The sequence below is a fragment of the Sorangium sp. KYC3313 genome (genome assembly GCF_052075895.1).
GTDB lineage: Bacteria > Myxococcota_A > Polyangia > Polyangiales > Polyangiaceae > Sorangium > Sorangium cellulosum_B.
Map to the genome: position 1 here is coordinate 7,648,704 of NZ_CP197255.1, position 12,925 is coordinate 7,661,628.

General features: G+C 73.5%; 16 protein-coding genes. 4 read left to right on the top strand and 12 right to left on the bottom strand.

All coding sequences use genetic code 11. The features are described from left to right. Positions 1–33: 33 nt before the first annotated feature. The 7 genes from ACSRUE_RS29545 to ACSRUE_RS29575 all read right to left on the bottom strand — a co-directional run bounded on the left by ACSRUE_RS29545 (position 34) and on the right by ACSRUE_RS29575 (position 4,539). A complete protein-coding gene (locus ACSRUE_RS29545; RefSeq protein WP_012236312.1) occupies positions 34–204 on the bottom strand; it encodes a hypothetical protein in 171 nt (56 codons plus the stop codon). Positions 205–449: 245 nt separating this feature from the next. Beyond that, the gene (locus ACSRUE_RS29550) at positions 450–1,292 is read right to left on the bottom strand and encodes an RNA polymerase sigma factor (RefSeq protein WP_441286496.1); all 843 of its coding nucleotides are present in this window, start codon (positions 1,290–1,292) and stop codon (positions 450–452) included. Further along, positions 1,289–1,687: a hypothetical protein gene (locus ACSRUE_RS29555; RefSeq protein WP_441286497.1), complete on the bottom strand. Its 399-nt coding sequence runs from the start codon at positions 1,685–1,687 to the stop codon at positions 1,289–1,291. The genes ACSRUE_RS29550 and ACSRUE_RS29555 overlap by 4 nt, the downstream gene beginning before the upstream one ends. A gap of 193 nt (positions 1,688–1,880) precedes the next feature. Further along, positions 1,881–2,198 (bottom strand): PEGA domain-containing protein, encoded by a 318-nt coding sequence (locus ACSRUE_RS29560; RefSeq protein ID WP_437300722.1) that lies wholly within the window; start codon positions 2,196–2,198, stop codon positions 1,881–1,883. 2 nt (positions 2,199–2,200) lie between these two features. Further along, positions 2,201–3,775: a glutamine-hydrolyzing GMP synthase gene (gene guaA / locus ACSRUE_RS29565; protein WP_441286498.1), complete on the bottom strand. Its 1,575-nt coding sequence runs from the start codon at positions 3,773–3,775 to the stop codon at positions 2,201–2,203. 69 nt (positions 3,776–3,844) lie between these two features. After that, positions 3,845–4,153 carry a hypothetical protein gene (locus ACSRUE_RS29570; protein WP_441286499.1) on the bottom strand — a complete coding sequence of 103 codons (309 nt, stop codon included), beginning with the start codon at positions 4,151–4,153 and terminating at the stop codon, positions 3,845–3,847. Next, entirely contained in the window at positions 4,150–4,539 is a 390-nt protein-coding gene (locus tag ACSRUE_RS29575; RefSeq protein ID WP_437767579.1) for a hypothetical protein, read from the bottom strand. The genes ACSRUE_RS29570 and ACSRUE_RS29575 overlap by 4 nt, the downstream gene beginning before the upstream one ends. A 70-nt stretch (positions 4,540–4,609) precedes the next feature. On the opposite strand from ACSRUE_RS29575, the gene ACSRUE_RS29580 reads away from it, so the two are divergent. From ACSRUE_RS29580 to ACSRUE_RS29590, 3 genes are read left to right on the top strand one after another with little or no spacing between them, the layout of a single operon-like run. Further along, complete coding sequence (locus tag ACSRUE_RS29580) at positions 4,610–5,890, top strand: glutamate-5-semialdehyde dehydrogenase (protein ID WP_441286500.1); 1,281 nt, start codon at positions 4,610–4,612, stop codon at positions 5,888–5,890. A gap of 55 nt (positions 5,891–5,945) precedes the next feature. Beyond that, positions 5,946–6,839: a ribosome silencing factor gene (gene rsfS, locus ACSRUE_RS29585; protein WP_437767581.1), complete on the top strand. Its 894-nt coding sequence runs from the start codon at positions 5,946–5,948 to the stop codon at positions 6,837–6,839. Positions 6,840–6,846: 7 nt separating this feature from the next. After that, a complete protein-coding gene (locus tag ACSRUE_RS29590) occupies positions 6,847–7,284 on the top strand; it encodes a 23S rRNA (pseudouridine(1915)-N(3))-methyltransferase RlmH (RefSeq protein WP_437718623.1) in 438 nt (145 codons plus the stop codon). Between the two features lie 163 nt (positions 7,285–7,447). Here the strand turns inward: ACSRUE_RS29590 and ACSRUE_RS29595 are convergent, their stop codons facing one another. Next, complete coding sequence (locus ACSRUE_RS29595; protein ID WP_441286501.1) at positions 7,448–8,401, bottom strand: SDR family oxidoreductase; 954 nt, start codon at positions 8,399–8,401, stop codon at positions 7,448–7,450. A gap of 188 nt (positions 8,402–8,589) precedes the next feature. Here ACSRUE_RS29595 and ACSRUE_RS29600 point away from each other — a divergent pair, with 188 nt between their 5' ends. Then, entirely contained in the window at positions 8,590–9,600 is a 1,011-nt protein-coding gene (locus tag ACSRUE_RS29600; protein WP_441286502.1) for a helix-turn-helix transcriptional regulator, read from the top strand. 34 nt (positions 9,601–9,634) lie between these two features. Here ACSRUE_RS29600 and ACSRUE_RS29605 read toward each other — a convergent pair whose 3' ends face one another. The 4 genes from ACSRUE_RS29605 to ACSRUE_RS29620 form a co-directional block, all read right to left on the bottom strand. After that, complete coding sequence (locus tag ACSRUE_RS29605; protein ID WP_437767584.1) at positions 9,635–9,892, bottom strand: hypothetical protein; 258 nt, start codon at positions 9,890–9,892, stop codon at positions 9,635–9,637. A gap of 67 nt (positions 9,893–9,959) precedes the next feature. Then, on the bottom strand, positions 9,960–10,637 hold the full coding sequence (locus ACSRUE_RS29610; RefSeq protein WP_441286503.1) for a putative quinol monooxygenase: 678 nt from the start codon (positions 10,635–10,637) through the stop codon (positions 9,960–9,962). A gap of 210 nt (positions 10,638–10,847) precedes the next feature. Then, positions 10,848–12,242 carry a hypothetical protein gene (locus ACSRUE_RS29615; RefSeq protein WP_441286504.1) on the bottom strand — a complete coding sequence of 465 codons (1,395 nt, stop codon included), beginning with the start codon at positions 12,240–12,242 and terminating at the stop codon, positions 10,848–10,850. A 110-nt stretch (positions 12,243–12,352) separates the two neighbouring features. Next, positions 12,353–12,853, bottom strand: a complete 501-nt coding sequence (locus tag ACSRUE_RS29620; RefSeq protein WP_441286505.1) for a hypothetical protein — start codon at positions 12,851–12,853, stop codon at positions 12,353–12,355. Positions 12,854–12,925: the final 72 nt, after the last annotated feature.

Consider the following 12,925-nt stretch of genomic DNA (forward strand, 5'->3'; position numbering starts at 1 on the left):
AGTGTCGCGCGGTGCGTAACGGTGGTCGGCCGGTCAGCTCGCGGGCTGCTCGACCTGGACGGGCTTCTGCTTGGCAGCCTTGCGCTGCTCCGCATCGAGCAGGCCGATCCGCGCCTTCTGGCAGCGCTTCAGGCGCTTCTTCTTGAGCGGGGTGGCGAGCCATTCGTGACGCAGACGGACATTCCACTTCGGAGTATTGGCCATGATCGTAGGACTTTCTCTGCGAGGGCGGCGGAGACTACACAAACGTGCGGGGGCGTCAAGCTGTCAGTGGGGTCGCCCGCTTCGTATTTTTCGCTCTCATCTTGCCGTCTGTGACGTTTGTGCCGTCTGTGCTGTCTGCCGTCGCGTGGTCGCGTGGTCGCGTGGTCGCGTGGGTGTGTGCGGCGCCGTGTGTGTTGCGTTCTGTCCCTATCGTCCGTGCGTTGGTGGCGCTGGCTCGCTGGTCCTTACCACGGTGCCGGCGGGGCGGCCCTGGCAATGGCAGCGCGCTCGTCGATCCGCTGCTGGAGGCGGCGCCGGAGCGCGCGTGCAGCAGGCGCGGGGACGGGAGGGAACGCGCGCACGGCGTGGAGCATGGTTGCGGCGCTCGTGTGGAGGGGGCGCTCCGACGCGATGAGGGCGCACAGGGCGCTGCGGCGCTCGGCCGACTGACGCGCGACGGCGGCGCGGAAGTCCTCGCGGGCGAGGCGCAGGCGGGAGCGGACCGTGTTCTCGTTGAGCGAAAGCTCGCCGGCGATGTCGGCCACCGCGACGCCGAGGAGATCGTACATGACGAGGATCACGCGCCGCTCGGGCGCGATCTTCAGCAGCAGCGCCGTCACGATCTCGGCGCGGTCCGCGCCCGCGAGCGACTGCTCGGGCGTCGGCGCCGGGGCGCGCCCGTCGAACGGCCAGGACACGCCGGCCCCGGAGGGGATCTCGCGACGCCGGTGAGCGCGCGCGTGATAGTGGCTCGTCTTTCTCCAGGCGATGCCGAACAGCCATCGATGCAGCGCCGCCTCGGGCGTGATGCGAAGCGGCGGCGGTCCTGCCGCGGCGAGCCCGCCCGCAGGGGCCGCGTGGAACCGCCATGGCTCGTAGCTGGCCAGGCCCCGATAGGCCGCGAGGAAGACCTCCTGGAGCATGTCGTCCAGATCGTTCACCGAGACACCCAGCCAGCGGAGCGCGTGGTGAAGGAACGGCAAGCCCACGGCATAGACCGTCTCGAACGACGGGCGCGCCGGCGCGGACGGCGGCGCGGACGGCGGCGCGGACGGCGGCGCGGACGGCGAGGTGCGCGGCGGCGTCATCCGGAGCCTCGTGGCGCCGGGAGCTCCGCGCCGGCGCAGGTGGGGTAGGGGCGCGGCGCAGGCCGTCCGGATGGCACGTCGAACGCCGGCGGCCGGAGCCAGCGCTCGACCGGCTCGAGCTCGACGAGCATGTCCAGGGAGGTCCGGAGAGAGAGGCGAAAGTCGTCGTCCTCGGCGACTCGAGCGCTGTGGAAGGCGACATAAAACAGCACGGTGCCCAGCTGCATCGCCCGCGGATCTCCCCGGCGTTGCAGGAAGCGATCGGCGAGATCGCACAGGGCGTGAAACAGGCGGCCTCCCGGACGACGGCTCTCGGGGCCGCACACCTCGAGGGTGGCGCACCGGCGGGCGCGTCGAGCTGATTTGTTCGTGGAAGGCGCGCGCGTCTTCGTCACGCGCGCCTTCGGACTGCTCCGATTCGGCATGATGCGGTCCCCCGTAAGGTGGAGATCGGGATGGATGCCGCGTGCATCCACCGCATGGATTACGGAGACCGCATGGCGATGATTTCGTCCTGTGCTCTCTCTCGTGCGCCCCGGTGAGGGGGCGCCTGCGCCAGGGCCGGCCGGTGCCAGCCCCGCGAGATCGTCAATCCGGCACGGGCGTGAGCTGCACCTGGAGGTGGATCGGCGGGGCGCCGCTCCTGGCCTCGACCAGGCGGTCCCACGCGAAGTAGCCGGCCTTCTCCACGGTGATCCGGTGCGCGCCGGGCGGCAGCGCGACGCCGTGGGCGGCGACGTAAGCGAGCGCGCCGATGTACTGGTCGTCGATGGTGACCGACGCGTCGGGCACGTTCCCCTTCACCCGCAGCGAGACCGTCGCCGGAGCCCGCGCGACGCACGCCGACAGCCCGAGCATCAGGAGCGCCGCCGTGGCGCGCGTCCGCTTCGCGCTCGCGCTGGCCATCGTCACTCCCACTCGATCGTCGAGGGCGGCTTCGAGGACACGTCGAGCACCACGCGGTTCACGCCGCGCACCTCGTTGATGATGCGCGAGCTCACCCGGGCGATGAGGTCGTAGGGCAGCCGCGCCCAGTCGGCCGTCATCCCGTCGGTCGAGTGCACCGCGCGGAGCGCGATCGCCTCGTCGTAGGTGCGCTCGTCGCCCATCACGCCCACGGAGCGCACCGGGAGGAGCACGCAGAAGCTCTGCCAGAGCGACTCGTAGAGCCCGGCGGCGCGGATCTCCTGGTCGAAGATGGCGTCGGCCGCCCTGAGCACGCGGAGCTTCTCCGGCGTCACCTCGCCGAGGCAACGCACCGCGAGCCCCGGGCCGGGGAACGGCTGGCGGTACAGGATGTCCCGCGGCATGCCCATCGCCTCGCCGGCGGCCCGCACCTCGTCCTTGAAGAGCTCGCGCAGGGGCTCGATCAGGCCGAGGTTCATCCGCTCGGGCAGGCCGCCGACGTTGTGGTGGCTCTTGATGACGGCGCTCGGCCCCTTGAACGAGACGCTCTCGATCACGTCGGGGTAGAGCGTGCCCTGGACGAGCCACTTCGCGCCCTGGACCCGCTTCGCCTCCTCCTCGAACACCTCGATGAACAGGCGGCCGATCACCTTGCGCTTCTGCTCGGGATCCACGACGCCGCGCAGCCCCTCGAGGAACCGCGCCGACGCGTCGACGGCGTCGAGGTTCATGTGGAAGTGATCGCGGAAGGTCCGCTCGACGCTCTCCGCCTCGCCCTCGCGAAGCAGGCCGTTGTCGACGAAGATGCACGTCAGCCGGTCGCCGAGGGCGCGCTGGCAGAGCACGGCGGCGACCGACGAGTCGACCCCGCCCGAGAGGCCCAGGATGACGCGGTCGCTCGGCCCGGCCTTCTCGCGGACCGCGGCGATCGCCTCCTCGACGAACGACGCGGGCGTCCAGGTCGGCGAGAGGCCGGCGACGTCGAACAGGAAGGACTGGAGGATCTCCTTGCCGCGCGGCGTGTGGACGACCTCGGGGTGGAACTGGAGGCCGTAGAGCTTGTCGCGCTCGCGGGCGACGGCGCAGAGCGGGCTGCCGGTCGTGGTGCCGAGCGACACGAACCCCTCCGGCATCGCGGTGAGCCGATCGCCGTGGCTCATCCAGACGTCGAGGGAGTCGCCCTCGACGAAGCGCGAGAAGATGCCCGTCGGGCGCTCGACGCGCACCGCCGCGGGGCCGTACTCGCCCCCCGTGTGCGCGCGCTCGACCTTGCCGCCGAGGTGATACGCCATGAGCTGGAGCCCGTAGCAGATGCCCAGCGTCGGGACGCCGAGCTCCAGCACCTCCCGGGAACAGCGGGGAGCGTTGTCTCCGTACACGCTGGCGGGGCCGCCCGAGAGGATGAGCGCCCGCGGGGCGAGCCGGCGCAGCTCGGCGACGGGCACGTCGAAGCGGTGGATCTCGCAGTAGACGCCAGACTCGCGCACGCGCCGGGCGATGAGCTGCGTGTACTGAGAGCCGAAATCGAGGATGACGACGAAGTCCCGCCGGGGTGAGAGCATGGCTGCCGCTAGCATGGCGGGGCTGGATCCGCCAGAGTCGCGCGGCCGAGGCGCTCGCCGCACGCCCGCTCGCGGCGCATGGCGCTACGGCTGCGTGGGCGGCGGCGGCGGCGTGGTGGGCGGCGGCTGCGTGGACGCCGGCGGCGCGCCCGGCGACGGGGCGAGCAGCGGCGCGCCCGGCGTCGCGTCGGTCGCATCCGTTGCATCCGGCTCGTCCGGCGTCGCGGCCGGCGCGTCGCCGACGCCGCCGTCGTACGCGCGCGGGCGCTCGTACTCGGGCGGCGGACCGGGCGGCAGCGGCTTCGGCGCGGCGGAGGAGCACGCCGCGCCGAGGTGCGCGGCGAGGATCGCGGAGAGCGCGGCGATCGGCGAGGCGAGGCGGGCGCGTGTCATAGCTCCACTCCGCTCCCCCCGGTGTTCCCGGGAGGAGCACGATACAGCGGCATTTCGGGAGGGTCGGCGGGATCGGGCGGGACCTGGAGCCCCTCCGGATCGGCGAACGGCGAGGAGGGGACGGAGGGGCCCGCCGGCGGCGCGTCGAGCGGCGCCCCCAGCGCGCCCGGCGCCGCGAGGGGGATGCCGGTGCTCGCCGTGGCGGGCGCGTCCTCGCCTGCGTCCGAGCCGCGGCACGCCGGAGCGATCACGGCGAGGAGCGCCCCCGCGAGGAGCGCCGCGCCGCGCCGCGGGCGGGCAGCGGCGCTCCCCGTGCGGGCGCGGCGGGCGTCTCGGAAGCGGGGTGCGAAGGACGCCTGGATCGGGCTTCGGAGATCGCCGGACACGGCGGGTACGCTAGCATGGACGCGCAGGAGAACGGTTGGCCCGCGCAGGGAGGCGAGCTAGGTTCCCGCTGTGGAACAGAGCAACATCGATCTAGAGGGCACGCTTCGCGCGCTCTGCCAGCGCGCCCGGGCGGCCGCCCGCGCCCTCGCCCCGCTGGACAGGGCCCAGAAGGACCGCGCGCTGCGCGCCATCGCCGAGCGGCTGCGCGCCGAGGCCGGCGAGGGCAAGCGCTCCGCGGTGCTGGCCGCGAACGCCGAGGACGTGGCCGCGGCGCGCGCCGCCGGCGTCTCCGAGGCGCTCGTCGACCGGCTCGTGCTCGACGAGGCGCGGCTCGCGGCGATCGCCGGCGCGGTGCTCGAGGTCGCCGCCGCCAGCGACCCGGTCGGGCAAGTCGTCGGGATGGAGCGGCGGCCGAACGGGCTCCTCGTCGGGCAGGTGCGCGTCCCGCTCGGCGTGATCGCGATGATCTACGAGTCGCGCCCCAACGTGACGGTCGACGCCGCGGTGCTCTGCCTGAAGAGCGGCAACGCCGCGATCCTCCGCGGCGGCAAGGAGGCGGCGCGCTCGAACGCGGCCCTCGGCGAGCTGATCTCGGACGCGCTGCGCTCGGTCGGGCTGCCGGCCGACGCCGTGCAGAGGGTCCCCTCGCTCGACCGCGAGGCCACGCGGATCCTGCTCGGCCTGACCGGCATGATCGATCTGGCCATCCCGCGCGGCGGCGAGGGGCTCATCCGGTTCGTCGCGGAGAACGCGCGCGTCCCCGTGATCCAGCACTACAAGGGCGTGAACCACCTCTACGCCGACGCCGGCTGCGATATCGAGATGGCCTGCCGCCTCGTCGAGAACGGCAAGCTCCAGCGCCCCGGCGTCTGCAACGCGCTGGAGTGCCTGCTCGTCCACGAGAGCGTCGCGGCGCCGCTGCTCGGGCGCGTGGCCGCCCTCTCGGAGCGCGGGCTCGAGCTGCGCGGCGACGCCGGCACCTGCGCGCTCGTGCCGTCGGCGCGCAAGGCCGCGGAGGACGACTACGGGCGGGAGTTCCTCGCGCCCATCCTCGCGGTCCGGGTCGTGAGGTCGCTCGACGAGGCGATCGAGCACATCGGCCGCTACGGCTCGATGCACACCGAGGTGATCTGCACGCCCCGCTACGACCACGCGCAGCGGTTCCTGCGCGAGGTCGACGCGAGCTGCGTGCTCGTGAACGCGTCGTCCCGGTTCAACGACGGCGGCGAGCTCGGCCTCGGCGCGGAGATCGGCATCTCCACGACGAAGCTCCACGCCTACGGCCCGATGGGGCTCGCGAGCCTGACGACGCTCAAGTGGATCGCGTACGGCGAGGGCCAGACCCGCTGACGCGGGCGAGACGAGTGGCGCCCGTCATCGACGGGCGCAAGAAAGCGAGAGAACGTTGGCGAGCAAGAAGGACGCAGGCGAGGGGAGCGGCAAGCCGCGGGCGAAGTCGGGGGCGAAGGCGGGCGAGGGCGCGGAGCCCCGCGCGCCGGCGCGGAAGAAGGCGACCACGGCCAAGGCGGGCGCGGCCGGTCGAGCGTCGTCCGCGGCGAAGCCGAAGCGGCCGGCGTCGCCCCGGATCCGCGCCTCCCACGCGGGCGTCGGCGAGCCCGGCGCGAAGAAGGTGGTCCGCGCGCGCCGCGCGGGCGGCGAGGCGGAGCCGCTGGAGCGCGCGGCGCGGCCGATCCCGGCGGATCGGCCGGCCTCGAGGGCGCGGCGTCCGGCGCGCGACGACGGCGACGCGCCGGCCCCGCGGCCCACGCGGGGCGGCGGCGAGGGCGGCGCGAAGGCGGTGCTGCCGCTCGCGGGGCGGTCGCCCGCGCGCGCCAAGTCGCCGCTCGCCGGCCCGAAGCGCGCCGGCTCGCGCCGGAGCACGCCGCCGCCCGTCCCCGAGCCTTCGGCCTCCGCGCGCGAGCTCGCGCTCGCGCTGGCCGCGGCGGGGCTCGACAAGAAGGCGATCGGCGTCGAGATCCTGGAGGTCGTGGGGCGCGTCGACTACGCGGACTACCTCGTGATCATGACCGGCCGCTCCGACAGGCACGTCCACGCGATCGCGACGGGGCTGGAAGAGGCGGTGCGCAAGCAGAAGCTCGCGCCGCTCTCGATGGAGGGCCTCGCCGCGGCGACCTGGGTGCTCATCGATTTCGGCGACGTGGTGGTGCACGTGTTCCAGGAGGAGACGCGCCGCATCTACGACATCGAGGGGCTCTGGATCGACGCGGGGCGCGTCCCGGTCCCGGAGGAGAGCCTGCCGCCGGGGGCGCAGCCCGCCCCGCGGTTCGATCCGAGCTGAGCGCGCCGTGCGACTCGTCGTCGCCGCCGTCGGGCGCGTGAAGGACAAGCCGCTGCGCGCGGCGATGGACGAGTACCTCGGCCGCATCCGCCGCTACGTGGCGTGCGACGAGATCGAGATCCAGGACGGCCCGCCGGCGAAGGTCGGGCCGCTCCTTGCGCGCGCGTCGGCGGGGGCGAACGTCATCGCCATGGAGGTGGGCGGCAAGGCGCTCGGCAGCGAGGCGTTCGCGGCCGGCGTCGAGCGCTGGGGCTCGCGCGGCAAGGGGGTGGTCGCGTTCCTGATCGGGGGCGCGGACGGGCTGCCGCCCGACGTGTCCGCCGCGGCGGACGACCGGTGGAGCCTGTCGCCGCTCACGTTCCCGCACCGCCTCGCGCGGCTCGTGCTGATCGAGCAGCTCTACCGCGCGATGACCCTGCTCCGCGGCGAGCCCTACGCCCACTGACGCGGCCGTGCCGGTCACGGTGGTGGGGTATCGGGCGGTCGAGTGTGGGGTCTTTTGAACCGCCAAGCCGCCAAGGACGCCAAGAAGAACACAAACATCTTGGCGTCTTATGGCGCCTTGGCGGTTCCCGCATTCCGGCAGGGGAATGCCCCCACGACCCCATTCATTCCTTGGGCCAGTCGGGGCACGCGAGCTCCATCGGGCCGTTGAACCAGCTCGCATAGGCCGCCTCGCCGGCCCTGTTGTACCGGCCGAGGTGCCGCTCGAAGTACTCGCCCCAGTGGGGCTTCCGGCCGTCGGCGTCGGTGAACCCGTACTCCCTCGCGAGATCCCACGAGCTGAACACGCGGCCGGACTTCGTCGCGACGCGCGGATCGGCGGCGAGCGCCGCGACGGCGCGGCCCACGTAGAACGGCGTCTCCGATTCGATGAAGTGCGGGTCCTTCTCGGCGGCGTCTCGCCAGTTCGCCTCCGTGACGCCGAAGTGGTCGAGCATGGCCTCCGAGCGCAGGAAGCCGGGCGTCACCGCGAGCGCCGTCATGGCGGGGTGGCGGCGCAGCTCCCAGGCCATGGCGAAGGCCAGGCGGATGACCGACATCTTCGCCAGGTCGTAGAAGAGGTTGCCGCGGTAGCCGAAGTGGTCCCCGTCGGTGATCTCGACGATGAGGCCGCGATCGCGCTCGAGCATGAGCGGCACCGCGTGGCGGCTCGTGATGATGTGCGAGGTGACGGCCCGCTCGAGCAGGAGCTTCCCGCTGGGCAGGGACAGCTTCCAGAACGGCTGGCCGAACTCGGTGAGCTCGTCGCCGCCCCACACGTCGTTGACCAGGACGTCGAGCCTCCCGTGCTCCTGCCGGATCCGGGCGCAGAGCGCCTCGACCTGCTCCTCGACGGTGTGGTCGACCTGCGCGGCGACGCCGCGCCCTCCTGCCGCGCCCACGAGCTCGGCGGTCTCTTCGATGGTCTCGGGGCGCCGGCCCGTGGCGGGCCGGCCGCGGACGCTGCGCCCTGTGCAATAGACCGTGGCGCCGGCCTCGCCGAGCGAGCACGCGATGGCGCGCCCCGCGCCGCGCGTGGCTCCGGCGACGAGGGCGATCTGTCCTTCGAGCGGTCTCATACGGTGTCTCCTTCTTGGGGACCGGCGTTGTCGGGGACGCGCGCGGGCTCCTGCGGCGCGTGCGCCCTTGTTTTCCGGCCTGCTCCGGTCGTCCTGCGACGCTACGGGCGAATTCTTGACATCTCCTGTCATGAATTGCGCGTAGCCTCTCGGGCGGGTCATTTCGGGGTCGGGAGCCACGGACGGTCATGCGCGCGGATCGGCTGCTCAGCTTGATGTTGCTCTTGCAGCGGGCGAAGAGCCGGCAGCTGACGGCCGAGGACCTGGCGCGCCGCCTGGAGGTCTCGGCGCGGACGATCTACCGGGACCTCGACGCGCTGTCGTCCGCGGGCGTGCCCGTCTATGCGCAGCGCGGCCCGAGCGGCGGGATCGCACTGGCGGAGGGGTGGCAGACGAGCCTGACCGGGCTGACGCGGCCCGAGGTGCAGGCGCTCGCGGCGGTCGCCGCGCCCGGGGCGCTGGCCGACATCGGGCTCTCGGCGGCGCTGGAGAGCGGGCTGATCAAGCTGTCGGCGGCGCTGCCGGCCGTGCACAGGTCGCTGGCCGAGCACGCGCGGCAGCGGCTCCACGTGGACGCGTCGGGGTGGTTCCAGGGCAGGGAGGTGGTGCCGCACCTCGACGTCCTGCGGGAGGGGGTCTGGCAGGATCGCAAGGTGTGGCTCGCGTACAGGGACTTCGACGGGGAGGCGAGCGAGCGGGTGGTGGAGCCGTATGGGCTCGTGATCAAGGCCGACCGCTGGTACCTCGTCGCCGGGACGGAGCGGGGGCCGAGCATCTTCCGGGGGGCGCGGGTGGCGGGCGCGCGGCTCCTCGAGGCGACGTTTGCGCGGCCGGAGGCGTTCGACCTGGCGGCGTGCTGGAAGGCCTTGAACCGGCGGTTCGCGGAGCAGAGGGCGAGCTACGTGGTGACGTTGCGCGTGACCGGGGAGGGGGAAGCGGCGCTCCGGCGGGTCCGGCCCGGCGGCGAGCACGAGCGGTGGGGGCGGGGAACGTGCGGGCGCGAGGGGACGAGCGTCGTGACGGTCGACTTCGAGCGGGAGTCGATCGCGGTCTCGCAGATCGTCGGGCTGGGCAGGGGCGTCGAGGTGCTCGAGCCGGCGGCGCTGCGGGCGCGGCTCCGGGAGATCGCGAAGGATCTACGAGCGGTCTACGGGGCGCGCGGCGCGGAGGCGCCTCAGCGCGCGGGCAGGAAGAGGTGAGCCGACACCGGAGGGATCGCGAACGTGCCCAGGCTCATTCCACGTCGGGGCACGAATACCCGATCTCCCAGTCCTGCACCTGGACTCCGCCGGCGCCGTCGCTCGTCGGATTCAGCGTCACCTGGAGCTCGAGGTAATCCGCTTGCGCTCCCGGCAGCGCGCCGAGATCGACGGCGCACGGAGGCGTCGAGGTGTCGTCGCACACCTGGGTATCGGCCGGCGTCGCGTGCGCGGTCGCGGCGAGCGTCACGGCCGCTGCGCCGAGATCGGCGGTGTCGTCGGCCGAGCGCACGAAGAACTCGACGCTCGAGTCGCCGGGCGTGGTCGTCCTGTACGTGAGGTATTCCCACCGGGCGTCTCTACGACCCCTCGACCAGATCTCGCAGCTGCGTCAGCTCCTGATCCACCCATCCTCTCTGCTCGTCGAACGCCGCCTCGGAACACCCCGGCGGCCGCTGGATGGTGAAGAGGAGCAGGCTCCCGGGGCCGTGCCGCACGATGCGCATGGGCATCCGCAGCTCTCCGCTGCCTGCATCCGCGCAGTGCCAGACCACGTCCGTGGCCGGGTCCGCCTCGTAGCGGAAGCGCACGTCTCCCTGGGGGGAGCTCACGATCCAGCGCTCCCCCTCCTGGCGCAATCCCTGGCAGAAGCGCGTGCTCCAGCGGGGCAGGAGGCGGATGTCCGCGGCCAGACGGAACGCCGTGTCCAGGGGAGCGCGCGTCAGGGCGAGGGCCGTATATCGCGCGTCCCCGGGCTCGTGGCCCGGAAAGTAGCTCACCTCCAGGCGCTCCAGCAGCGCACGCATGCGCGGAAACAAGGCGGCTCCGTGAGGCGAGCCGCAGTGAGCGGCCAGCGCCTCCCCGTCTTGATAGCGGTCCAGGACCACATAGCGCCCGGGCGCGCCGTCCCTGAACAGGTCGTAGCTGAGCGTGCCCGGCTCGTGGGCCCGGACCTCCGCCGCGTGGGTCCTGAAGATCGCCTCGAACGCCGCCTCGGAACCCGCCTTGGCCTGCGCGCGCTTGATACCACCGATCATGAGTCCTCCTTCCGACGTCGCGGACGTTACGCGCCAGCGGGCCGGCCGACTTGGAGGATCTTGCGCTCGGTCGGTGGCTGTCCTCGGAGGCGCCGGACGCCCGACGTGCTGCCCCCGATCTCCCGGCGAAGCTCGTCGGTGAAATGGCTGCCCCAGAGCGCCGTCACGGCGGCCGGCTGGATATCGAGAGTCGGGGAAGCGAGGGGACAATCACTCCGGGAAGAACGTCTCGATCGTCAGCGCCGGCGTCCCGTCCGCGTGGACCCCGCCGAGCACCGCGAGCGTCCCGTTCGGCGCGGGCACCACGGCCGCGCCGCGCCGCGGCTCCCGCAGCGGCAGCTCCTCGACCTGCGCCGCCGCGACGTCGACGATGAAGCTCCGCGTCAGCCCGTCCTCGCCCGCCTCGGAGCCCACCGCGAGGAGGCGCCCGCCGGGCAGCGCGAACGCGGCGACGCCCCCGACGGCCGCGGTCAGCGCGGCGCCCTCGATCTCCACGGCCGCGCAAGTCGGGGCGCACCCCGGCGCGAGCCGGCGGGTCGGCGCCGGCGTCCCGTCCGCGTGGACCCCGCCGACGAGCGCGATCTCCCCGGGACCGGTCACCGCGGCGCCCGCCCCCTCGGAGGCATCCGGCGGAAACTGCTTCGGCAAGAACTCGGTCGCGCCGTCGCCGAGCACCTCCAGCCCCGCGCCGTCCGCGCTCCCGCCCGCGACGACCAGGCCCAGGCCTTCCACCCACACGGCCGCGGCGCCGGCCCGCGCGTGGCGGAGCTTCGCCACCGAGAGCGCCCCGTCCGCGCCGACGACGAGCACCTTGTCCGAAGGCGCGCCCGGCGCCCCCGCGCGCGTCGCGCCGATCACGAACGAGCGCCCGTCCGAGGCCTCGACCGTCCGGCCGCCCGCCACCTCCGCGAACGAGCCGAGCCCCTCGGGCAGCGACGCCTCGGCGCTCTGCCCCGCCGCGACGTCGGTCCAGCTCGCGCCCTCGTCGTCCAGCGTGAGCAGCAGGTCTCCACGGACGACGAGCGACCGCGCCGCCCGCGGGAGCGCGCCGCTGGAGGCGCTCCCGCCCCACGCCGCGAGGTCGTACGCGTCGAGCCGCGCCGGGTCGACGTCACCCGCCGCGGCGCCCCCGACCGCGGCTCCGCCGGTGAGGATCAGGTAACGCTCCGCGAGCGCCGCCCCGGGCGCGCCGGCGCGCGACGCCGCGAGCTCGCCCGGCGGCCGCGCCCACCGGCCGGTCCGCTGGGCGAAGAGCGGCAGGACGTCGCCCGTCACCGCGGCGAGGTAGATGCCCGCCGCGGAGCGCCCCCGCACCACGGTCGCGCCGCCCGCGTCGAGGCCACGCACATCGAACGTGTACGCCCGCGCCGCCGGGATCTCGCCGAAATCGAGCTCGCCGCCCGGCGGCGCCGCCGCCGACACGGTGACGTCTCCCTCGGCCGCCGTCGCGGTCACCTCGATCCGGGCGACGGGTGGATCTTCCTGGAACGCGGTCGCCTCGTGCCCCGGCACGACCTCGATCGTGAGCGTCCACGGCTCTTCCGCGCAGCCCAGGAGCGACAGGCCGAGCGCGGGCAGGACTCGGCGCAGGGGCGGGATCTTCATGCGGGCCGAGTCATAGCGCCTCGGGCGCGCGAAGGCCCGGCGGTTGCGTGTCGCCGCGCGGGCCCGCGGGCAGACCGAGATGGATGGGCCAGGTCCGTCGACCTCGACCTTCAGTCACATTCGTACTTCCACATGCAGAAGCCCTGTTCATCCGAGAGGCCCGGCCCGTGGAACATGCGCCAGCACTCCATGCCGCTCGGGCACGTGACGTTCTCGTCGCAGGGCAGCTCGCAGACCGAGTTGCACACCGGCGTGGCGGTTCCGCTCGGCGGCCGCGGGCAGTCCTCCGCCGTTTCGCACGCGTAGTTGCATTGCGCCGCCACATCGCACCACGTCGATCCATCGTCTTGTCGCTCGGCCACGTATGCCACCCTGCACATGCGCTCTTCACCGCTCGGTTCGGGATCCGGACAGACGTGGGGGAGGGCGAAGTTGCCCTCTTCCTCGGAGGAAACGCAGGCAGCCCACGGCCCTTCGGTGGCCCCCTCGACGGTGGTCGCCAGGTGGACTTCTACGATCGGATCGACATGGCGGTCGCCGCACGCCGCCTGTGCGGACGCGAAGGCCGCCGACAAGCCCAGAGCCCAGCGCTTCGTAGCCGTGATCTTCATTGGGTCCTCCATGCCGCGCGCCGACGCGCCCGGCGTCAAGATGGTCTGCGCTGAGGTCACGGAAGCTGCCCA